This window comes from Lentzea sp. NPDC051213 (genome assembly GCF_044455585.1).
Lineage (GTDB): Bacteria > Actinomycetota > Actinomycetes > Mycobacteriales > Pseudonocardiaceae > Lentzea.
The window spans coordinates 243,251-266,993 of record NZ_JBITEX010000006.1 but is presented as its reverse complement, the minus strand read 5'-3'; the positions used below and the strand labels follow the sequence as shown (position 1 = coordinate 266,993).

The window sequence follows — 23,743 nt, the reverse complement described above, 5'->3', positions numbered from 1 at the left end:
GCGTCATCGGGCACCCCCGTAGGCAGCGGTGATCCGCTCGGTGACCTCGGGCAGGTGGAACGAGACGCGGTGCATCTCGACCTCCCTGGCGATCACCGGATCCGTGCGCTCGATCAGCGGCGCGGCCAGTTCCTTCTTCAGCAGTTCGAGCGATGCCCGCGGTGCCTGGGCCACGGTCGTGGCGAGCTCACGGGCTACGGCGGGCACGTCGGCGTGCCGCACCACCCGTGCGGGCACACCCCGATCGCGCAGCTCGGCGCCCCTGTAGTTGCGGCCGCTGTAGAGCATTTCCGCGCCGAGCACCGGCCCGAACTTCGCGGGCAGCAGGTGGGTGGCGCCCATCCCCGGCGTGAAGCCGTACCGCATGAAGTTCGCCGCGTAGAACGACCTCTCGGACAGCACCAGCAGGTCCGCGTAGAGCGCGAGCACCAGCCCGCCGCCGATCGCGTGCCCCTGCGCCGCCGCCACGACCGGCAGCGGGCACCGGGCGAACACGCGGAAGAAGTCGTCGGTGTCGAAAGTTCCCTTGCCCTGCGCGAAGTTCAGCAGCTCGTGCTGCGACCCGCCCGCGCAGAACAGCTCCGGCAGTCCTTCGACGAGCAGCACCTTGGTGCGCTCGTCGGCGACCGCCCGGTCCACCGCCGACACCAGGCCGTGCGACAGCTCCGGGCCGAACGTGTTGCGGCGCTCGCGATCCGCCATCGTGACGACGGCGACCGGGCCCTCGTGCGTCAGCTCGACCACGCTCATGACGCCACCAGCGCGTTCTTGAGACCGGTCATCCGCTCGCGGACACCGGGGGTGCCCAGCCTGCCGAGGAACGCGCCGGCCGCCGTGCTGCCGATGTCCTCCGGCCAGCCGAACACCTTGCCGCGGTACGACTTGAGCGCGCCGACTGTGTCTCGGTCGACCCGGCGCAGGCTCACCAGCAGCGGCCGCAGCAGCTGTTCGGCGCTGTCGGCACATCGATCGGCGAGACCGGTGCGCACGGCGTCCTCGGCGTCGAACTCGGTGGCCAGCAGCGTCGCGGTGAACGCGGTCTGCTCGCCCGTGCGGCGTGCCACGAACGGCAGCGCCATCGCGGGCACCAGCCCGAACAACGCCTCGGTGAGCCGGAACGTCGCCCGCGTGCCCGCCAGCACGACGTCGCACGCCGCGGCGAGACCGACGCCACCGGCCGTGGCCGCACCGTCCACAACGGACACGGTCACCAGCTCGGTGGTCGTGAGCCTGCGCAGCAGGGTCCAGTACGGCAGCTCACCGTCTCCGGCGTGGTCCTCATGTGACGCGGAAAGGTCCATGCCCGCGCAGAAGTCCTCACCCAGCGCGGAGATCACGAACACCCGGCAGTCGGGCGCGGCCTCCGCCGCCGACAACGCGTCGGCGAGCTCGGCCAGCAGGTCGTGGTCGATGGTGTTGCGGCGAACAGGCCGGTCCAGGATCACCCGGACGTGCCCCGCGCCGCGTTGCACGATCGTCATCGCTGCTCACCGCCCAGCCACACGTACTCGCGGTGGTGGCCACGGACCTCGGACAGCACCAGCCGCGACCGGTTGGCCAGCTGCGCCTTGACGATCTGGGGGAACCGGTCGAGGTCGAAGGTGAAGTCGGGCGTGCCGAACTTCAGCTCGGCCGTCGCGACGAGCAGCTCGTCGTACTCCTCCATGGCCAGCTGGTAGCGGTCGGCCAGCGCGCCGCCGATGTCCATGGCGCGCACCGCGCGCTGCGACTCCGGCGAGACGACGACGCTGTAGAACTCCGATGCGGCACCGGAACCGTACGAGAACACGCCGACACGCAGCTCGTGGTCGATCACCGCGTTGTCGATGGTGCTGGCCAGCGCGAGGAACACAGTGCCCGCGTAGATGTTGCCGACCTCGCGCGGGAAGGTGATCGCGGGACCGAGCCTGCGGGTGAAGTCGGCCTCCAGCTCGGCCGGCGACATCCTCTTCAGCCTGCGCAGCACGGTGCGGTGCGCGCCCTTCACCATGCCGGGGAACGGCGTGTGCATGGCCAGCAGGTCGAACGAGTCGACGATGTCCGCGCCCTCGACCTTGCTCGCGTAGTCGGTGAACGAGCCGCGCAGGCAGTCGATGTAGGTCAGCAACGACAGGTCGACGTCACCGGCCTCGGCCTCCGGCGTGGGGCGGCAGGTGTCCATCACCTCGTAGCTGTGGAAACCGTTGGCACCCCAGTCGAACGCGGCCACCGTCGGCGTGTCGCTGATCAGCATCGCCATCGCGCCCGCACCCTGGCTCGGCTCGACGTAGGTGTGCGGCACCGGCCGCGCCACATCGCTGGAGATCACCAGCGCCTTGGTGCCCTCGCGCGGGTTCGCCGCCACGACTGCGGCGGCCATCTGCATCGCGGCCGTGCCGCTGTAACAGGCCTGCTTGGTCTCGAACAGCCGGCAGCTGCGGCTCAGCCCGAGGTGGTCGTGGACGTAGGTGGCGAGCGACTTGCCGAAGTCCACTCCGGACTCGGTGCCGACGATCAACAGCTCAATGGAGTCGCGTTCTTCTTCCGTGAGCGCGTCCACGATGGGTTTGGCCGCGTTGACCGCGAACGAGACCGCGTCTTCGCAGTGCAGCGCCACGCTCTTGCGGTTCATCATCAGGTTGTCGAGGCGGCTGGCGTCCAGGCCCCGCGCGTGGAACAGCGTGGGGACGTCGACGAACGTCTCGCCGCAGTAGGCGTTGATGGCCTCGATGCCGACCTGCTTCATGGTGCGTGCTCCCGATCTCAGGCGGCCCGGACGAGGACCGAAGCGTTGATTCCCCCGAAGGCGAAGCTGTTGGACAGCGCGGCGCGGATGGGGTGGTGCTCGGCGGTGCGCCCGGCGAGCCGGATGCCGCCGATCGGCCGGCCGAGCGTGGGGTTGGGGTGAACGGTGTTCGCGCCGAGCTGCACGACCGTGGCGATCAGCTCGACCAGGCCAGCCGCCGAAAGACAGTGCCCCACAATGGGTTTCGTCGAGTTGACCAGCGGCGTGGCTGCTCCGAACACGGTCCCGATCGACCGCGCCTCCGTCTCGTCTCCGAGCACCGAGCCGGTGCCGTGCGCGTTGACGTAGCCGACCTCGCTCGGGTCGACCTGCCCGAGCGCCGCCCGCATCGCAGCGACCTGACCAGAGCTGTCCGGCTCGGTGCCGCGCCGCGCGTCCAGGCACTGGCCGTGGCCCGCGATCTCGGCCAGCGGCTGGGCGCTTTCCCGCTCCAGCAGGAGCGCCGCAGCAGCCTGCCCGTAGACGAATCCCGACCGCTCGACGTCGAACGGACGGCACGTCTCACCGGCGGCGACCATGGCGCCGGTGCGGCGGAACGCCTCGAACTCGGCGGCCGACAGCTCCGCCAGCGGTGCCACCACGAGCACCTGGTCGAGCCACCCCGCGTCGATCATGCGAGCGGCCTGGATCACCGCGAGCGTGCCGCTGGCCGACCCGCCGCCGAGTGCCCAGCCCTCACCCCGGATCCCGGTCAGTTCGCTGACCACCCCGACCACGTCCACGTCGAGGTGTGTCAACGCGTACGACGCCCGCAGTGCTGTCGGCTTCTCTCGGTGCCGCAGCACGGTTTCGGCCTGGTGGCCGAGCGGTTGCCCACCCGCGACGATCAGCCCGCAGCGCTCCGGCCGCAGCCCTCGCGCCGCCTTCAGGGCAACGCACGCCGCGGTCTGCGCCGGCCGTGCTGCCCGGTGGGCGACCTTCTTCAGCCGCCTGGCGGTGACCGCGTCGAGGTGCCGGTCAGCCCAGTCGCCCAGCTCGAACCCGAGCCGCGCCCCGTCGGCGTCCTGCACCCCGCTGCGCCCTTCGAACAGCGCCTTCTCGAAGCCCTCCAGTTCCTCCGCGACCGTGCACAGGACGGCCGCGGAGGTGATGACACTCATGCGTATGCCTGGAGTGCGACGACGAGCGACTTCAGGTCGTGCACGTCCTTCATCGCGGCCGCGGGCACGTTCACGCCGAGCTCGTCCTGCACGCCGATCACCACGTCCATCCGGTCGATGGAGTTGGCGCCCAGGTCCCGCATGCTGCGGTCGAGCCGGATGCGGCTCTCGTCGAGCTCGGGCAGCACGTCCAGCAGGTGCCGGCGGAGGACGGCGAAGATCTCCTGCTCGGTCATCGGGTCTCCTTCAGCAGGGCGAGCGCCTGGTCGACGGACAGCTTGTTGTCGCGCACGGCGGCCAGCACAGCGTCCACATCGGACGGTTGTGCCGGCCCACCGGTCAACAGACCGGCGACGTGCGCCGCGAGCGTGGCGACGGTCGGGTGGTCATAGAGCGCGCCTGCCTTGACGTCGAGCTGGTAGGTGCGGTTGACGAAGGCGATCAACTCGACACCGAGGATCGAGTCCACGCCGAGCTCGTTGAACGTCCTTGCCACGTCGACCTCGTCCTCGGTGCTGTAGAGCACCTCGGCCAGCTGGGCGCGCAGGGTCGTCGTGATCTCGCGGGTGCGGTCAGGTGCGGCCGGGGCGGGTGCGGGCGCGGGCGCTGGTGTGCCTCCGGCCAGACCCGACACGTACCCGGCGAACGACGCCGGCGTCGGGTGGTCGTACAACGACGTCGCCTTGACCTCCAGACCGAAGCGCCCGTTCACCGCGCGGACGAACTCGACACCGAGGATCGAGTCCACGCCGAGGTCCTGGAACGATCGCTCCGGATCGAGCTCACCAGGCCCCAGGTAGAGCACGGACGACAACATCTCGGTCAGCACGGAGTCGATCGGACCGGCCGGCGCCGCGACCGGAGCGGCCGGAGCGACCTGAGGCGCGGTCTCCCGCACCGGCGACGGCCCCGGCTTCTCGAGCACGCGGAGCGAGATCTTGCTGCTCCTCGGCATGGACTCCCCCTTCTGACGGTTGGTGTTCGGGTGCCGGAGCCCGATGGCGGGCCCGGGATCGAGTGAGAGGCTCGGGCAGACCAACATCCCGGACGCGGCCAGCAGGGCCTGCTCGAACGAGGCCCGGCCCACCGGTGCGGCTGCAACAACAGGCTCGGCAGGTGCGAGCGGCGCGGCAGGCTTGACCGGGGCCGCCGGTGCGGCAAGCACGACCTGCTTGGTCGGCGCGGCAGGAGAGGCCGACTTGCCGAAGTCCCGCAAATGCCCGCGCTCAACCGGATCCCGCTCCGGATCGAGATGCCGGATCTGCAGGTCGTACCAGCACCGAACCCGCTCAAACGGATAGTGCGGCAACGGAATCCGCCGCCCGCCAGCTGCCCCGCAGCCCGCCATCCGGTCGACCGGACCATCGAGCACCCAAGCCGCGGGAACCGAACCAGAAGCGACCTTCTCCAGCCCCGCAACGAGTTCCGCAAGATCCCGAGCCGGAATCGCACAACGCCGAGGCAGATCCACCCGGCCAACAGCAAAGGTGTAAGCCACATCGACCAGGTCCGGCGAGAAAGCCACCACGTGATCCCGCAACGACCGCGCGTACGCGGCCAACGCCGCATCGGTTCGAGCGGACAGGAACACCGTCACCGGGCCCCCACCACCAGTGCGCGGCAACCGAGCGGGAGCCTGCTCGACGACGATGTGCGCGTTGGCCCCGCCCGCACCGAACGAGCTGATACCGGCACGCAGTGGCCCGCCAGACCGCGACTCCCATGGCGCAACCGACTGCTGCACCGCGAACGGCGTGGCCGCGAAGTCGATCTCCGGATTGGCCGGAGTCGCGTGGATCGACGGGACGAGAGTGCGGTGCTGCAGTTGCAGCAACACCTTGTGCAGCGCCACCGCGCCGGCCGCGGACTCCAGGTGACCGAGGTTCGACTTCACCGAACCGATCGGCACCGCACCGGACGTCACGCCGTCGCGGGCGAACGCCGTGGTGAGGCCGCGAACCTCGATCGGGTCACCGAGCGAGGTGCCGGTGCCGTGCGCCTCGACGTAGTCGATGGCCGACGCGTCGAGTCCGCCGTCGCGCAACGCCTTGGTGATCAGGTCGGCCTGCGCCCGCGGGTTCGGCACGGTGTAGCCGTTCGTGCGGCCGCCGTGGTTGGCCGACGTGCCGCGGATGACGCCGTGGATGTAATCGCCGTCGGCGAGCGCGGCGGCAAGCGGCTTGAGCAGCACGGAACCGACGCCCTCGCCGGGCACGTAGCCGTCGCCGCCTGCACCGAAGCTGCGGCACCGGCCGTCGCCGGCCGCGAACTTGCCCTGCCCGAGCATGAAGTACTTGTTCGGGTGGATGAGCACGTTCACGCCGCCGGCGATCGCGACCTTGCAGCTGCCCGCGCGCAACGACTCGCAGGCGAGGTGGATCGCGGTCAGCGCGGACGAGCACGCGGTGTCGACGGCGACGCTCGGACCCTGGAAGTTGAAGAAATAAGACACCCGGTTCGCGATCGACCAGTACGCGCTGTTGGCGAGGATCGGATTGCCCTGCAAGCGTTCCTCGGCCTCGTGCAGCTGGTACTCGCCGTACATCGCACCGACGAACACGCCGACATCGCGCTTGTAGATGGGATCCGCCGACGTCACGACCTCGTCCGGCCGGTAGCCCGCGTCCTCCAGCACCGACCAGCAGCTCTCCATGAACAGCCGGGACTGCGGGTCGATCACGCTCGCCTCGCGCGGCGAGATGTTGAACAGCGGTGCGTCGAAGTCCTGTACACCGTCGAGGAACGAACCCCACTTGGTGTACGTGCGGTCGACGCGCGTGCGGTCGGCGTCGTACATCGCCTCGGCGTCCCACCGGTCGCGCGGCACCTCGGTGACGCAGTCCTTGCCGGCCAGCAACGTCTGCCAGAACTCGGCGGGTTCTTCGCCCTCCGGGTACCGACCGGCCACACCGATGATCGCGATCGCCCTCGGGTCGGCCTCGTCCGCCGAGGAGACCGCCGAGACCACGACCTCCGGCTCGACCGGTGTCTCCACCACCGCGCCGGTCAGCTCGGCGCACCGCGACGGGTGCTCGGCGAGGAAGTAGTCCGCCAGCTCGGCCACGGTCTGGCACTCGAACAGCAACGTCTTGCTCAGCGGCCCGAAGTCCGCCTCCAGCAGCTCGACGATCCGGACCACCAGCAACGAGTCGATGCCCAGGTCCTCGAAGTAGCGGTCCGCCCGCACCTCGGCGACCGGCGTCCTGGTCGCCTCCGCCACGACGGCGGCCAGCCTGGACTCCAGACCCGCCCGCCCGCCACTCAACGGCTGCGCCTCGACCACCGGTTCCTCCGCTTCCTCGAACACCGGGAACGACTCCTGAATCCGCTCGAGATCACCGCACAGCACCACGGGGTCGACCGGCGAGTCCGCCGCCAGCAACGACTCCAGCACCGCAACACCATCCACAGTGGACAACGGCCGCATCCCGAACGAGCCGAGCACCTCCTCGACCTCGCCACCCATGCCGCCGTCCGCCCAGTACGGCCAAGCGATCGACAACGTGCGCCCGGACCGCGTCCGCTGCCGGGCGAACTCGTCGGCCGCCGCGTTGGCGAAGGCGTAGTCGGCCTGCCCAGGACTGCCCAGCACGCCGGACACCGACGAGAACACGACGAAGTGGTCGAGCTGCCAGTGCGCGGTCGCCTCGTCGAGCACCAGCGCGCCGCGCAACTTCGGCCCGACGACCTCGGCGACCGTGCCGGGGTCCTTGCGCAGCAGGAAGGAATCCCGCAGCACACCCGCGCAGTGCAGCACACCGCGCACCGGTTCCATCGCGGCGACGAACTCCCGCACCGCGCGCTCGTCGGTGCAATCGACCTGGTGGTACTCGACCGAGCCGCCCAGCCCGGCCAGCGCGGCGGCACGATCCGACGTGGCAGAACGCCCGGTCAGCACGACGTGCGCCTGGTAGCTGCTCAGCAGGTGGGCAGCGATCGCCTCCGCGAGCGCACCCATGCCGTTGATCCAGTACCGCCCCCCGCGCACGAAAGCGTTGCCCTGCGACGTGATCCGCAACGGCCGGAGCACGGTCTTCCGAGCAGAAGCCACATCCTGGCCGAAGTGCCCGGTGTGCTCGACCGCGACGAGCTCGAACCGCGGGTTCTCCGCCCGCAGACTGCGCCCCATCGCCGCGATGCCGGGACCGGCCAGGCTTCCCGGCGCGTACGGCACGACGATGCGCGCACCCGTCCGGGACAACGACTTCAGCAACGGCTTGAGGAACACGACCGCATCCGCAGCCTGCTGCTCCGGCGCGCCGTCCGGCAACGGCCACACGATCAACGGCGGAGCGTCGGCAACAGGCACCTCGCGCAGAACCGTGCCGAAGACCTCGGCCAACGCAGCGGCCTGCGCATCGGTGCCGTCCACAAGCACGACAGCCTCAGCAGCGATCCGCGGCTGCGCGACGGTGGCCGGCACGAACAGATGGACCGCGTCACCAGGCAGCGAGACAGCGGCACGGGCGATCGGACGCAGCGCCAGATCGGTCAGCCGCAACACGACGGTGCCATCCGAGTCGGTGGCGGTCAGCGTGAACTTGCGGATCCGCTTGCCACCACCGGCAAGTGCCACCGGCCGCACGTGCACGCGGATCCGGCCCGGCACCGCGCCGAACACCTCGACCCTGCCGAGCGCGAACGGGATGAACGTCTCCCCGCCCAGGTCGTCCCCGGACAGGCAGCCGATGACGGTCTGCAACACCCCGTCCAGCACGTACGGCGAGACGCGGTGATCCGCACCGAGCGAGCCCGCGATCACGGCGACCGCGCCTTCCTGGCCGCGGGTGAGCTCCTCGATCACCTGGAACGACGGCCCGTAGGCCACCCCGTTGTCCGCGAACAACTTGTACAACGCCGCCGGTGACACGGTCTCGGTCACCCGCGGCGCGACCTCCGCGACCACCGGACCGGCAGCCGACACCGTGGCCTCGAAATGCAGCACGTCCGACGAGATGCGCACCCGTTCGCCGTCGACCACGACCTGCAGCCGCGTCCGGTCCGTCACGCGGACTGGCTGGTGGAACGTCACGTCCGTCAACGCGGTCACCGCCGGACCGGCGGCCTTGAGCGCCAGGTCCAGCTGTGCGGCGGCAGGCAGCACTGGATCACCCGCGACTACGTGATCCGCGACAACCGGGTCAGCTGGCAGCACCTCCACACCAAGCTCCCCCGCCCGCGGCCACCGCCGCCGAGCGAACGGATAACCGGGCAACCGCACCCGCCGCCCAGAAACGACCGGCAGCTCACCAACACCATCAACCCAAGCCTGCGCGGTAGCTTCCAGATCAGCGGAAGCAGGCAACACAGCCCGCGTGTCACCACGCCGCACCGGCGCCGCAGTGCCCCGCACCCCAGCACCCGCGCGCAACGCGGCAACCAGCCCGGGAACGTCCTCAGCTACGACAGCCAGCCGCGAGCGCTCGTGCACCCGCCCGCCGGACAGGGTCGCGGCAACGTCGTCCAAAGCGAAGTCCGCGCCGTCGAGCGCGTCCGCCACCCGCCCGGCCAGCTCCTCCACCGCAGCCGGAGTGCGCGCCGACAACGCGACCACCTGAGGCCCACTCGAAGTCCCCAAAACGACCGGGGGCGCCTGCTCCAGCACGACGTGCGCGTTGGTGCCACCGATGCCGAACGAGCTCACCGCCGCCCGTCGCGGCCCATCCGCGACCGGCCACGAGGAGCTGCCGACACCAACGCTCAAACCCCCGGCGGACAACCGTGCGTTCGGCGCCTGAAAGCCTTGCTGCGCGGGCACAGTGCCGTGCTCCAGCAGCAGCACCGCCTTGATCAGACCGGCAACACCGGCGGCCGTGTTGGTGTGCCCGACGACGTTCTTCACCGAACCCACGTGGCCGCGCGGGTAGACGCGGGCCAGCGCGGCGAACTCGATCGGGTCGCCGAGATGCGTGCCGGTGCCGTGGGCCTCCACGTAGCCGACCGTGGCCGGGTCGATCCCGGCCAGCAGCAACGCTTCCCGGATCACCGCCTCCTGGCCCTCCGGCGACGGCGCGTGGAAGTCCATCTTGCGGCCGCCGTCGTTGTTGATGGCGCTGCCGCGGATCACCGCGCGGATCGGGTCGCCCTCGGCGATCGCGTCGGCGAGCCTGCGCAGCACGACCACGCCGACGCCGTTGCCGAACACGGTTCCGTCCGCGGTGTCGTCGAACGGGCGGCACTCACCGCTCGGCGAGAGGATCATGTCCCGCGACGCCACGTATCCGGCCTGCGGGAAGTGGAGCGACGCACCGCCGACGACGGCCGCGTCGCACTCCTCGTTGAGCAGGCTCTCGGTCGCGAGGTGCACACCGACGAGCGAGCTGGAGCACGCGGTCTGCACGGTCATGCTCGGCCCGGTCAGGCCGAGCTGGTAGGACACCCGCGTGGCCGCGAAGTCCTTGTCCGTCGAAGAGAAGCGGATCATGCCCGCCGCGTCGAGATCGGTGATCTCCAACGGTGGCGTGGTGGGCTGGCCGACGGACATCCACACACCGGTGCGGAGTTCGCTGCCACGCGGCGCGATGCCCGCGTCCTCCAACGCGTGCCACGAGGTCTCCAGCAGCAACCGCTGCTGCGGTTCCAGCCACTCCGCGTGCTGCGGGCTGTAGCCGAACACCTCGGCGTCGAACGCGTCGGCGTCGGCGAGCACGCTGCCCGCGGGCACGAAACCGCTGCGCCGCAACGTCTCCGGGCGGTGTCCCAGTGCGATCAGCTCGTCGTCGGAGTAACGGCGGATGCCGGTACCGCCGCCGGCCAGCAGTTCCCACAGCGCGCGGGCTGAGTCCGCGGGGCCGAACCGGCAGGCGAGGCCGATGACGGCCACGGCGTTCAGGTCAGGGTCGGTGCTCATCCTGCGTCTCCGAGTCGAATGGCGCGGCGCAGTTCGCGACGCGAGCGGGGCGCGGAAGGGGCGGACGGCACGGGCGCCGTCCCCTGCGTGCGCTGGCCGATCAGCTCGGCCTGGTCGTCGATCGTCGGCCTGGCGAAGAGGTCGGCGACCTCCAGCCCGGCGGCCGGGAACAGCGGGACGAGCCGGGCGAACAACCGGCCCAGCAGCAACGAGTTGCCGCCGAGGTCGAAGAACTTCCGGTCACGTGGCGGATCGTCGACACCGAGCACGGCGGCCCACGCCCCGGCCACTGTCGCCCCGACGTCGACGCTGCCGCCGATGCCGTCCGCACGAGGCGTTTCCTGGTGCGGCACACCGGTCACGAGCGCGGCCACCGCCTTGCGGTCCACCTTGCCGTTCGGGGTGAGCGGGAAGCCGTCGACCACCAGCACGCGATCGGGCAGCATCCACGCGGGCAACCGCTGCTCTCCCAGTCGCCGCAACGCATCCAGGTCCGGCACAGCGCCCGCCCTGGGCACGACCACGGCCACCAACCGGGCATCGGCGCCCGAGCCGGTCAGCACGACGATCGTGCGCGTCACCGCGGGATGGGCGTCGAGCACCGTCTCGATCTCGCCGAGCTCGACCCGGTGACCGCGCACCTTGACCTGGTTGTCGGCCCTGCCGACGAACACCAGCCTGCCCGCGCCGTCGCGCCGCACCAGGTCACCGGTGCGGAAGTAACGGCCGCCCATCTCGGGCACGACCGGGTGCGGGCAGAACCGTTGCGCCGTCAGGTCCGGCTGCCGCCAGTACCCGGCCGCCACCGCGGGCCCGCCGATCCACAGCTCGCCGTCCGGCGTCACCACGAGGTCCGTAGCGCCGATCGGCTCGCCGAGGTGCACGGGGCCACCCGGCTCGATCGCCGCGATCGTCGACCAGATGGTCGCCTCGGTCGGGCCGTAAACGTTCCACAGCCGGCGAGTGCGGGACGTCAGCGCCGCCGCCAGGTTCTCCGGCAACGCCTCACCACCGCACAACGCGACCAGGTCGGGCTTGCCCTGCCAGTCTCCGTCGAGCAGCAGCTGCCACCCGGCCGGCGTCGCCTGCAGGACGCTGATCTCCTTGTCCGCCAGCGTGCGGGCGAACTTGCGTGCGTCGATCACGGTCTCGCGGTCGGCGATCACCACGGTGCCGCCGCTGATCAGCGGCAGGAAGATCTCCAGCACCGAGATGTCGAAGCACACCGTGGTCACCGCGAGCAGCCGGTCGCGGTCGGTCCAGCCGATCGTCGCGGCGATCGCGTCGAGCGTGTGCACCACGTTGCCGTGGGTCACGCCGACACCCTTCGGCCGCCCGGTGCTGCCCGACGTGAACATGAGGTACGCGAGGTCGGCAGGCGCGGGCAGCACCGCCATCTGCTTCGCGGCCGCGTGCTCCAGCTCTTCCACCAGGACCAGGTGCAGGTTGTCCGGCAGCAGGCCGGTGTACCCGTCCGCCACAACGGCGACGCGGCACCCGGCGGCCGCCAGCACCATTTCCAGCCGCTCCGGCGGGTAGGCCGCGTCCAGCGGGACGTACGGCGTTCCCGCCGCGAGCACGCCCAGCAGCACCGCCGGGAGCCGCGCGTCGCGGTCCAGCAGCACGGCCACCGGCTCGCCCGGCTCCGCGACGGCGGCCACCTCGGTGGACACCTTGCGGGCCAACGCATCCAGCTCGGCGTAGGTCAGCGACCGGGTGGCGTCCTCGACCGCGATCGCGTCCGGCGTCGCGGCGACCGCCTCGCGGAACCGGCCGACGAGCGTGCCCGCGTCCGCCCTCATCAGGTCGCCGACCAGGCCGGGGCCGCGGTTCAGCTCGATCACCATGCGGCGCAGATCGTCGACGAACCGGTCGACCTCGGCACCGGACAGCGCCGCGGTGCGGTGGTTCGCCAGGACCTCGACGCCGGTACCGGTGTCGGTGACCTCCAGCCCCAGGTCGAAGTGGCCCTGCTGACCGCGCTGGTGCACCAGGGTGCCGAGCAGCCCGGGAGACCGCTCGCCGCGCTGCCAGTTCTGGAACGCGAGCGTCACCTTCGGCGCCTGGGCGCTGTGCGCGACGATCTTCGGGTACGGCAGGCCGGCGTTGGCGAGCGCGTCCCGCACCTCGTCGCGCAGGCCGGCGAGCCAGTCCCGCACCGGGAGGTCCTGGTCGATCCGCACCCGCAGCGGCACGGAGTTCACGAAACACCCGACCGTGCTGTCGAACTCGGCCCGCGACCGCCCGTAGGTCGGCACCGCGACGAGGAACTCCTCGTGCCCGGTCGTCCGCGCCACCGCCAGCGAGAACGCGGCGACCAGCACCACGAACGGCGTCACATCGTCCGAAGTGGACAGAGGCAGCGGCAGCCGGTACTCGCGGTGCGATCCGCTCATGTCGGCAGGGTCGCCGCCGAACAGCGGGTTCGACGGTGTCCCGGCCAGCCGGTCACGCCAGAAGGACTCGCTCTCGGCCAGCCGTTCGGTGGGGACCGCGTGCTCTTCCTGCAGCGCCACCGCGAACGGCACCGGCTCCGGCAGCGTCCTTCCCTCGTAGAGCGCCTCCAGCTCGTCCCGGATCAGCTCCGCGGACTTCCCGTCGACGACGAGGTGATGCGTGATGACCTGCAGCACCGGCGGTTCGCCGTCCGGCAGCCACAGCACGGCCCGCAACGGCGGCTCGTCGCTGAGCCGGAACCGGCGCTCGGCCTCGGCCCGCAGCAACGGCCCGACCGGCTCGCCGACGTGCCGCGCCTGCAGTGCGGGCGGCGTGGCAGCGGGCATGAAGTCGAGCTCGCCGCCGTTCGGCACGACCGTGCTCGCGAGCACGGAATGCCTGCGCACCAACGCGGCCACCGCGCCACCGAGCGCGGCCCGGTCCACGTCGGCCGGGAGCTGCCACGCCATCGAGATGGAGTACGGCGCCGCGGGTGCGGCGGTCTGGTCGGCGAACCAGATGCCCATCAGCCGTTCGGTCAGACCGGAAGCGGGGCTCTGGTAGGGCTCCTCCGGTGCGGGCGGGGTGCTGATGCCGCCGAGCTGGTCGGCGTGCTCTGCCCGCAGCCGGTCCGCGAGCACGCCCAGCGTCGGGCTGTCCATGAGCGTCGTCATCGGCAGCCTGCCGATGTCGGACTCCAGCGCCCGGTTGAGGCGCATCAGCACGACCGAGTCGACGCCGTACGCCGCGAGCTCGCGGTCCGGGTCGATCAGGTCGATGCCGACCCCGATGGCCCGGCTCAGCTTCTCCCGCAACCACTCCACCAGGCTGCGGTCACGATCGCCGCTGGGCGGGGCGGAAGCCGGTCCCTGCTCGACACGCAGCGCCGACTCCCAGACGTCGCGGTGCCCGTGCACCAGCGCGACGTGCGTGCACCGGTGGTCGGATCCCAGCAGGCGCCACAGCTCGTCGGCCGCGCGGGTCATCGGCATCGGCGTCAGGCCGAGCGTGTCCTCCAGGTACCGCAACGACTCCGGGCTCGGGCTCATGCCGCGGCCGGACAGGATCGGCCAGCCGACGGACAGGGTGCGGCCGGACCGAAGCCCGCGCGACACCCAACCGGCGCGCACCGCGGCGAACCCGTCGAGGAAGCCGTTGGCGAAGGCGTAGTCCGACTGCCCCTGATTGCCGGCGAGCGCGGCCAGCGAGGAGGCGAACGCGAAGAAGTCCAGCCGGTGCTCGGCGAACGCGATGTCCACGTTGGTCGCGCCGAGGATCTTCGCGTCACATACCTCGCGCACGCTCTCGTCGGTCTTGGTGCGCAGGAACCCGTCCCGCAGCACGCCGGCGAGGTAGACGATGCCGCGCACGTCGGGCAACGACCTGGCCAGCTCGGTGACCTGCTCCAGGTCGGTCACGTCGCACTGGCGGTACATCGGCCGCAGGTCACCGAGCGAGACCGCGCCCGGTGCCGACCGCCCGACCAGCACGACCTGGGCACCGGCGGCGATGATGCTCGCCGCGATCTCCCGGCCGAAGCCGCCGAGCCCGCCGACGAGCAGGTAGCAGCCGTCCTTCGCCAGCTCGAGCTTCTCGCGTGGTTCCGGCTGCGCCACCAAAGTCGCGACCTCCCGCCGCCGGTGACCCAGCCGCACCCAGGACGCGGGGACGAAGTCCTCATCACCGACGAGCGCTGCGGCGACGTGGCTGGGCTCGACGAGCCAGCCGCGGTCGATCGTGACCAGCCGGATCGCGAACCGCGCGGTCTCACCAGCGATCGTGCGCACCAGGCCGTGCACCGCGTGCAGCAACGGCGAGGGTTCGGTGTCCGCGGCGGTCAGGACGTGCACCCGCGCGCCGTCGATCTCCCGGTCGCGGACGAGGTCGCGCAGCAGGCCGAACACCGTTTCGACCGGGAGGTCCCGGTACTCGGCCGCGTTCTCCGGCCGAGTACCGAAACTGTCGCCCATCCCGGTCAGATCGACCAGGATCTCCTTCGCTCCGGCGGTGGTGCCTCGGAGCATGTGGCGGGCGACGGGCCCGTCGCCGAGGACCGCGACGGGTCCACTCGGCACGGTCCGGGAGGAGACGGGCACCCAGTCGAGCCGGTAGGCAGTGACCGGGGTGAGCCCTGAAACGTTCCTGGTGTCTGCGGGCCTGGTGTCGGCGGGCTTGTCGCCGCCAGCCCTGATTCCACTGTGGACGGTGAAGCCGATCACCTCGGCCAGCACCACGCCGTCGACCCCGATGATCGTGATGTCGAACGACGACTCGTCCTCCTGCCGCACGTGCAGGAAGCCCTGCCCGGACACCGGCTGGTGCACGATCAACCGGTCGATCGCGATCGGCCGGTACCGGCGGGTGCTGTCGCGGGCGAGCAGTCGGTACGCGGCGGCCTGGCAGGCGGCGTCGAGCACCGCTGGGTGCAGCACCTGCCTGCCGTCCGGGTCCTCCCCCTCCGGCAGTGCGAACCGGGCGACGAGCTCGGTGTCCTCCAGGCGGGCCTGCCGCACGGTGCGGAACAGCCTGCCGTAGCCGAACCCGGCGGCCGCGAACGTTCCGTAGAAGTCTTCCGCCGCAACGCCACCGACGAGCCTGCGCTCGAGACCGGAGACGTCATAAGACTGCGGCACAACGGTGTCGCGCTGGATGATCGAACCCTCGGCGATGACCCTGCCTGACGTGTCGACCTCGAACGCCTTCTCCTCCAAGGTGATCCGCAGGTTGAGCGGGCTGCCCGAGGCCGGTGCGGGCCACGTGATCGCGTCGAGCGCGACCTCGTACGGCGACCGCCCGGCCGACAGCAGCGTCTCGTAGACCAGTTCCGGGTGCACCGCTCCAGGCAGCAGCGCTTCACCGTCGACGACGTGGTCGGCCAGCAGGCGCGACTTCGACGTGAGCGCCAGCGACGCCGTCCGGGTGGGCGGCATCGCCACGGACTCGACCAGCGGCAACCCGATGGCGGCCGGCTCGAAACGTTCGGTGCGGGCGAACGGCGTGGTGGGCAACGGAATCCGGCGAGCCTGCCGCGGTGCCGCGATGTCCGCCTGGTTCACGCACGGGTGGCTCTCGCCGTGTGCCAGCGCGTTGAGCGCACCGACGAGCTCGTCCCGGTCGCGGCTGGTGATCGTGGCCTGGTGAGGCCACGGTTCGCGGCCGACGTGCAACGTGTGCGCCATGTCCGCCGGGTCGACCTCACGGGCGACCTCCGCGAGCCGGCGCGCGGTCTCCGCGAGACGTGCCGCATCGGGGGCCGTGATCCGCAACTGCACGGTCTCGGCCACCGAAGACTTCACCGCCTGCGGGTACTCCTCCAGCACGACGTGGGCGTTGGCGCCACCCGCACCGAACGAGCTCACCGTGGCCCGGCGCAGGGCACTCGACTCCCACTGCTCGCGACGGTGCTGGACGCGCAACGGCGTGCCGTCGAGTTCAAGCTTCGGGTTGGCCGGTTCGGCGTGCAGCGAGGGCACCAGTTCCCGATACCGCAACTGGAGGATCGCCTTGGTGAGCCCCGCGATCCCGGCCGCAGCCTCGCCGTGACCGATGTTGGACTTCACCGAGCCGACCCGCACCTCATCAGCGCCGCCGAGCGCGATCGCGAGTGCCCGCATCTCGATCGGATCGCCGAGCTGAGTGCCGGTACCGTGCGCCTCGACATAGCCGATCTCACCGGGCTCGACGCCCGCGGCCTTCAACGTCGCACCGATGAGTTCCGCCTGTGCCAACGGATTCGGCACGGTGTAGCCGGCGGTGCCACCGCCGTGGTTGACGCCGGTACCGCGGATGACCGCGAGGACCGTGTCACCGTCGGCCTCGGCGTCGTCAAGCCGCTTCAGCACCACCGCACCAACGCCCTCACCGGGCACGAACCCGTCACCACCGGCTCCGAACGCGCGCGTCCGGTCCCCGCGCGACGGCATGCCCAGCGCACACAGCCCGGCGAACCGATCCGGGTGCAGGTAGAGGTTCACCCCACCGGCCAACGCCATCTCCGCGTCGCCGTCGCGCAACGCCTGACACGCAAGGTGCAACGCGGTCAGCGACGACGAGCACATCGTGTCGACGGTCATGCTCGGCCCACTGAGGTCGAACAGGTGCGAAACCCGGTTGGCCACCGACGCGAGCGCGGTGACCGCGTACTCGGCGTTGTCGGCACCGCTGACGCGAGCATCGCGCCCCGCGATCACGTGACTGTTCGCCGTGACACCGGCAAACACCCCGACCCGCCGCGACGTGAGCCCACGCCGCGAGTAACCGGCCGTCTCGAACGCCTCCCACGCGATCTCGAGGAACAGCCGCTCCTGCGGGTCCATCACCGCCGCGTCCCTCGGCGAGATCTTGAACAGCGCCGCGTCGAACCCGTCCCAGTCGTCGAGGAAGCAGCCCCAGCGGGCGTAGGCGCCGGTGACGGTGCGGGCGACCCGCCAGTCCCAGCGATCCGCCGGCACTTCTCGCACCGGGGAGACGCCGTCGCGCAGCAGCCGCCAGAACTCGTCGAGGTTGGTGGCGCCGGGGTAGCGGCCGGCCACGCCTACGATCGCGATCGGCACGCCTGGGCGGTGTGGAAGCTCGCTGACGGTTGAGGGCGCGGCGGGCGCGGCGGGTACGACGGACACGGCGGGCACGACGGGCACGACCGCACGCGGCTCTGCGGGCGTGCTGACGATCGGCGGCACCTCGGCGGTGACCGACATGTCGGCGGTGATCGGCACTTCGGCTACGACCGGCACGACCACCCGGTCGGCGAGGTGCCTGGCGAGCAGGTCGAGTGTGCGGTGCTCGAACAACGCCACCGACGAGATCTCGACGAACGTCTGGGACACCTCGGCCACGAGCTCGTTGTTCAGCAACGAGTCGATGCCCAGCTCCTGCCACGACGCATCCCCAGGCACGTCTGCGGTCGGAGCCCCGATCAGCTTCCGCACGATCCCGCGCAGCTTCTCCGCGATCTCGCGCACCCTCTGCTCGATCTCGCGCTCGTCAGCCTTCGCAGCAGCAGCAGTCGAAGCCGCAACTGCCACCGCCGGCGCAGCCACATCCACCGCCAGCGCGCCCACCGGTGCGCCCGCAGCCACCGGCGCAGCCACAGTCACCCCCGTCGCAGCAACAGCAGCCGGCGCGGCCCCACCCGGCGAAACACAGGTCAGCACCGCGACCGCCCCCGGATCACCGCTGTGCGCAGCCGACTCCAGCCGCCAGTCCAGCTCGACGAGCAGCCGCTCCCACCGCTCGACGTCCAACAGCGGCCCATGCGGCATCCGACGCTCCGGATCCACGTAACGCCACCACCCGTCGGTGACCCCGAAGATCAGCGTGTAGACGGCGGCGGGCACGACCATCTCGCCGAGCACCATGCGGCCGCCCGGCGCGAGGACCCGCGCGACGTTCGCGAGCGTCGTGCCGAGGTCGCGGGTGGCGTGCACGACGTTGCTGCCGAGCACGATGTCGAAAGAACCGCTGTCGAAGCCCTGGGCCGCCGGGTCCTGCTCGACGTTGAACAGCGCGGTCGTGACGGCGTCACCGAAGCGGCGCGCACCGTGGTGCAGGAACGCCCGCGACAAGTCTGTGTAGGTGTAGTCGACGTCGACGGACAGCGCGTCGAGCACGAACTGCGTGGTGCCACCGACTCCGGCACCGATCTCCAGCACCCGCGGCCGCCGGCCGGTCGCGGAGATCCGCCCGGCCTCCAGAGCCACCGCCGCGGCGACCGAGGCGTTGACCGGGTCGAACAGCTGGTTGCCGCTGTAGATCGCGGACACCCCGGACAGGTCGCCACCGGGGAACAGGACATCGGCGGCGGAACAGGAGCCGTTCAGGATCGGACCGTACGAGGCGAGCGCGCGATCCAGCAGCTCGACGTGACCCGCGAGATCCGGGTGGTCGGTGAGCAGGGCAGCCCGGTCGTCGAGCGAACCGCCGGTGCCGGACGCGAGCAGGTCCAGCACGGCGGCCAGCAACCGGCGGTGTGCGGGCACCACGCCGAGCAGACCGGCGGCGGAGGCGGCGTCCGTCGAGAAGTCGGTAAGACCGAGCTCGCGCATGCGGGCAGCGAGCGCGGCGCGGGCGTACGAGTCGAGCCGCTGCGCGGCACTCTCCTCGACCAGCGCAGGCGACTGCACCGCAGCACTCGCCTCGACCGGCGCAAGCGACTGCCGCGCAGCACCCGCCTCGACCAGCCCTGCACCCTGAGCCCCAACCACGTGCGGCTGCAACGCAACAGGTTCCCCCGCCAGCACAACAGCATGCCCGTGCCCACCGGACACCGCAGCCTCCAACGCCGCGATCCCATCAGCAGGACGGAAATCGGTGAGACCGGGATAGCTGCGCACCACGTGCGCGGAGTACTTCCTGGCCAGACCCGTGTCCCGCCAAAGCCCCCAGTCCAGCACGTGCACCGGACCACCGACGGCCGCCGCGTAGTGGCCGAGGAAGCTGTTGGCGGCGGCGTAGTTCAGCCCGCCCTCGCTGCCGAACAGACCGGCCACCGACGACGACAGCACCAGCAGCTTGTCGCCCAGCTGCCTGCGCAACTCGATGACCGCGGACACCTTGGTGGCGAGCACAGCGTCCACATCGGACGGTGTGAGGTCGGCGAGCAGAGAAGCGCTGACCGAGCCGACCGTGTGAACGACACCGTCAGGCTCGCCCAACGTCGTGCGGCAGTAGGCGAGAACGTCGGCGATCTCGTCCGGCCGCGTCAGATCGGCCTGCCGGTACACCGTGCCCGGCGGCACGTCAGCGGTAGCCGAACGACCCACCAGCAACACCTGTGCGCGGTAGACCGAGACGAGGTGCCGGGCGATCTCCGTGCCGATCCCGCCCGCACCACCGAACAGCACGTACACGCCGCCCGAGCGGAACGCCCGCGCAGAACGCACGGGTTCGTCTCCGAACACCTGACGGAAACGCTGTCCCCGCAACGCGATCAGCGGCGCGCCCGTACCGCACGGCTCGGTGTCCACGCCGGTGTAGTCGGAACCCTCGACGTCGACCGCGCACACGGTCACCTCGGGCAGCTCCATCGGCAGACTGCGCACCGCACCGACCAGCGCGCCCTGCAACGCGGCACCCGGCGTCGGCTGGTAGAGCCCGGACGTGACGAGCCGGACCGTCGCCGGCGAGCCGCTCAGCGCCTGCCCGATCGCCACCACGGCGTTCAGCCACGCCCGCAACCGCGGCACGTCGTTCTCGGTCCACCGAGCCCCGCCCACGCGCAGGTGCACGTCCTTCGCCGCGGCGGCCATCGTGGCCAGTCGCGGGTCGCCGACGTGCACGTCACCGGTGGTGAAGTCGTCGTGCACCACGAGCCTGGGGCCATCGGAGAGCACCGGCCGCACGGACTCGGGAACCCAGCGCGGCACCAGCATCCGCACGCCCGTCGCCGCCATCAGCCGGAACCCGCGCACGCGCAGGACGCCGGGCACATCGATGTCCACGACCCCGTCACCCACCCGGCGCACCCGGATCCGCGCCTGCGCGGGCACCGTGCCGGTCCAGGTCAGTTCATCCACCCCGGCGGCGACCATCGTCGACAAGGTGTCCAGAACGGCGTGCGAGGCCTGCAACACCGCGTCCAGCCAGGCGATCCGGCGGGTTCGGGTGTCACCGTCCGGTGCACCCACCACGCCGACGGCGTCGGTTCCGGACCGGCGGAGGTCGCCGACCACTCGGTAGACGGAACCGACCTCGATCCCGCGCGCTGCCAGAAGTCCATACAGGTCAACGGAGTCACCACCAGAGCCGAAGTCGAAAGCTTCCAGGGGCGCGAACTCGGCGCGTTCCGCACGAGCGCACGGCTCGCCACCCGCGAGCACGACACCGTCGAGCACCGTCAGCGCGTGCAGATCGGAGACCGGAACCGGCCGCTGGAAACGAATCCGGCGCAACGTCACCGGCCCCTCGCCGAGGAGCGGGAAGATCAGCGCGGCACCCGGCACCGTCGCCTGGCCGGCCACGGCGTGATCGGCCAGCGGCTCGGTGCGGGCCAGCCAGTGCGACCGGCGCGAGAACTGATGCGGTGCCAGCGGTTCGCGCCCAACGAGCCCGCGCGGCGCCTCCTCGACGATCACGTGCCCGTTCGAACCGCCGAAGCCGAACGCGCTGACCGCCGCCACCCGAGACGTGCCGTCAGCCGGCCATGCGACAGGGCGGGACGCGACCGTGATCGGCGTGCCGTCGGTGGAGATGTCGTTGTTGAGCTGGGAAAAACCGACGCTCGCCGGGATGACCCCGTGCTGCAAAGCCAGGATCACCTTGATCAGCCCGACGATGCCCGACGCGCCTTCCAGGTGCCCGATGTTGGACTTGACCGAGCCGACCCACAGCCTGCCGTCCGGCCCGGCCGCGGCGGCACCGTCCAGCGCACCGGCGATGCCGTCGATCTCGATCGGATCGCCGAGCGCTGTCCCGGTGCCGTGCGCCTCGACGTATCCCAGCGCGCTCGCGCCGAGTCCGGCCTGGGTCAGCGCGCGCCGGATCAACCGGGTCTGCGCCGCCGGGTTCGGCGAGGTTAGGCTCGCCGCGCGCCCGCCGTGGTTGACCGCCGCGCCGCGCAGCACGGCCAGCACCCGGTCGCCGTCGGCACGGGCCTGGCTCAACGGCTTGAGCACCACCCAGCCCGCGCCCTCGCCGCGCACGAACCCGTCCGCCGCGTCGTCGAACACGCGGCTGTGCCCGTTCGGCGACAGCATTCCGGCCTGGCCGAACGCCGTCGTGTTGAAGCTGCTGCTCAACAGGTTGGCGGCACCGACTAGTGCCATGCCGCAGTCACCGGAGCGCAGCGAGGCCATCGCGGTCGCGAGCGCGGTCAGCGCGGCGGAACACGCGGTGTCCACGGTGAGGCTGGGCCCGGTGAAGTCGTAGTGGTGCGAGACGCGGTTGGCCAGGAACGCCGGGAACGTGCCGGTGGTCGCGTAGCCGTCGGCCGCGCCCGCGCCGAGCAGCCGTTCGCGGTAGTCGTAGCCGCACGCGCCGACGAACACGCCGACATCGTTGCCAGCCAACGACTCCGGCTCGATGCCCGCGTGCTGGAGGGCGTGCAGGCTCAGCTCCAGCAGCATCCGCTGCTGCGGATCCATCGACGCGGCCTGCCGGGGCGTGATGCCGAAGAACTCGGCGTCGAACAGGTCGACGCGGTCGAGCAGGGCGGCCTTGAAGCCGGTGCCGAGATCGGCGGTGCGCGACGGCGGCACGTCCCCGATGCGGCACTCACCGCGCTCCAGCAGCGACCAGAACTCGTCGACGTCGGACGCACCCGGCACGGTGCAGGACATACCGATCACCGCGATCTCGCCGGTCGACTCGACCACCACCGGCGCAGTCACCACAGGCGCGACGTCCCCAAGACTCTCTGCCAGATCGCGCAGCCTCGGATACCTCCACACAGCGGTGACCGGCACCTTCGTCCCGAACGCGGCACCGATCTCGCGCACCAGCCGCATCGCCCCGGCGGAGTCCATCCCCTGCTCACCGAGCGGACGATCCGGGTCGATCGCATGCCCGAACACCGACTCCGCCACGGAAGCGATGCGCTCGACCACCGTGCCCGACGAGACCGGCACCTGCTCGACCCGCTCCGGCGCGAAACTGTCCCGGATCGCGGCGAGGAACCGCGCGGCCTCGTGCCCGTTGAACACCGAGTGGTCGAACGCGAGCACCATCTGCCGCACCCCACCGGCCCGCGCGCCAAGGAACAACGTGGCGACAGCGGGCGGCACGACGACCGGCACGGCAAACGTCGCGGAGTCATCGCCAAGGTGCGAAAGGATGAGAGAGACGGTGCTGTCCGCCTGTGAACGCCCCGCCCGAGCCTCCTCGACCGCAGACCCAAGCTGTTCCACGAAGTCCTGCGGCGAAAGCCCTCCGGCCACCACCGCGACGGTCAGATCGTCGTCCTCAGTGGACACCGCCACACCGAGGTTCACGAAGTCCTGCACCACGATCCGATCGCCGTCCACACGCCGCGACCGGACCGCCGGAAAGTCAGCCGCGATCCGGGAAACCCGATGCGCGAAAGCCTGGAACGGCGTGCCGAACCCGTCCGCCACAGCCGCGTCGAGCAACGTCGCATCGAGCGGAATCGCCACGGCGGCGGGCACGACCTCGGCGTTCGACCGGCGCAAAGCGGCGTTGAGCTGACGCTGCCGCGAGGTCTGAACAACGGCAGGCACCTCCACAACAGCGGCCCGAGCATCCACAAAGGACTGCACGTCCTCCGGCAGCAACACCGGCCCGGCCGCCGGGATCGACGACATCTCCTCGTCGGCGATCCCGAGCCGACGGGCGAACAGCCGGGTCTTCGGTGGCACCCGCACCTTCGTCCCGGCGGGCTCGATCACCGCGATCTCCGCGCCGATGGGCACGACGTCGCCCTCCTGGACCAGCCACTCCGCCAGCACGCCCGCGGCGGGAGACTCGATCTCCACCGCCGCCTTGTCGTGCTCCATCTCGTAGACGACCTCGTCCCTGGCGACGCGGTCACCAGGCTTCTTCAGCAGGCGCACGATGCGGACCTCGACGATTCCCTCGCCGAGCTGCGGAACGACCAGCCTCGTCATCGGATTCCTCATC

General features: G+C 71.1%; 7 protein-coding genes. All 7 read right to left on the bottom strand.

All coding sequences use genetic code 11. From position 1 onward, the window contains the following. Positions 1 to 3 precede the first annotated feature (3 nt). From ACIA8G_RS27320 to ACIA8G_RS27290, 7 genes are read right to left on the bottom strand one after another with little or no spacing between them, the layout of a single operon-like run. Entirely contained in the window at positions 4 to 750 is a 747-nt protein-coding gene (locus ACIA8G_RS27320) for a polyketide synthase (protein WP_396421515.1), read from the bottom strand. Next, positions 747 to 1,481: an enoyl-CoA hydratase-related protein gene (locus ACIA8G_RS27315; RefSeq protein WP_396421514.1), complete on the bottom strand. Its 735-nt coding sequence runs from the start codon at positions 1,479 to 1,481 to the stop codon at positions 747 to 749. Before ACIA8G_RS27315 ends, ACIA8G_RS27320 begins: the two co-directional genes overlap by 4 nt. Further along, complete coding sequence (locus ACIA8G_RS27310) at positions 1,478 to 2,725, bottom strand: hydroxymethylglutaryl-CoA synthase family protein (protein ID WP_396421513.1); 1,248 nt, start codon at positions 2,723 to 2,725, stop codon at positions 1,478 to 1,480. Before ACIA8G_RS27310 ends, ACIA8G_RS27315 begins: the two co-directional genes overlap by 4 nt. A 17-nt stretch (positions 2,726 to 2,742) precedes the next feature. Beyond that, a complete protein-coding gene (locus ACIA8G_RS27305) occupies positions 2,743 to 3,885 on the bottom strand; it encodes a beta-ketoacyl synthase N-terminal-like domain-containing protein (RefSeq protein WP_396421512.1) in 1,143 nt (380 codons plus the stop codon). Next, the gene (locus ACIA8G_RS27300) at positions 3,882 to 4,121 is read right to left on the bottom strand and encodes a phosphopantetheine-binding protein (protein WP_396421511.1); all 240 of its coding nucleotides are present in this window, start codon (positions 4,119 to 4,121) and stop codon (positions 3,882 to 3,884) included. The genes ACIA8G_RS27305 and ACIA8G_RS27300 overlap by 4 nt, the downstream gene beginning before the upstream one ends. Beyond that, positions 4,118 to 10,735 carry a beta-ketoacyl synthase N-terminal-like domain-containing protein gene (locus ACIA8G_RS27295; protein WP_396421510.1) on the bottom strand — a complete coding sequence of 2,206 codons (6,618 nt, stop codon included), beginning with the start codon at positions 10,733 to 10,735 and terminating at the stop codon, positions 4,118 to 4,120. The genes ACIA8G_RS27300 and ACIA8G_RS27295 overlap by 4 nt, the downstream gene beginning before the upstream one ends. Continuing rightward, positions 10,732 to 23,730: an amino acid adenylation domain-containing protein gene (locus ACIA8G_RS27290; protein WP_396421509.1), complete on the bottom strand. Its 12,999-nt coding sequence runs from the start codon at positions 23,728 to 23,730 to the stop codon at positions 10,732 to 10,734. The genes ACIA8G_RS27295 and ACIA8G_RS27290 overlap by 4 nt, the downstream gene beginning before the upstream one ends. Positions 23,731 to 23,743: the final 13 nt, after the last annotated feature.

Coding starts and splice junctions, on each gene's coding strand:
- ACIA8G_RS27315 (WP_396421514.1), bottom strand. CDS start 1,481: ATGACGATCGTGCAACGCGGCGCGGGGCACGTCCGGGTGATCCTGGAC.
- ACIA8G_RS27295 (WP_396421510.1), bottom strand. CDS start 10,735: ATGAGCACCGACCCTGACCTGAACGCCGTGGCCGTCATCGGCCTCGCC.
- ACIA8G_RS27290 (WP_396421509.1), bottom strand. CDS start 23,730: ATGACGAGGCTGGTCGTTCCGCAGCTCGGCGAGGGAATCGTCGAGGTC.
- ACIA8G_RS27320 (WP_396421515.1), bottom strand. CDS start 750: ATGAGCGTGGTCGAGCTGACGCACGAGGGCCCGGTCGCCGTCGTCACG.
- ACIA8G_RS27300 (WP_396421511.1), bottom strand. CDS start 4,121: ATGACCGAGCAGGAGATCTTCGCCGTCCTCCGCCGGCACCTGCTGGAC.
- ACIA8G_RS27310 (WP_396421513.1), bottom strand. CDS start 2,725: ATGAAGCAGGTCGGCATCGAGGCCATCAACGCCTACTGCGGCGAGACG.
- ACIA8G_RS27305 (WP_396421512.1), bottom strand. CDS start 3,885: ATGAGTGTCATCACCTCCGCGGCCGTCCTGTGCACGGTCGCGGAGGAA.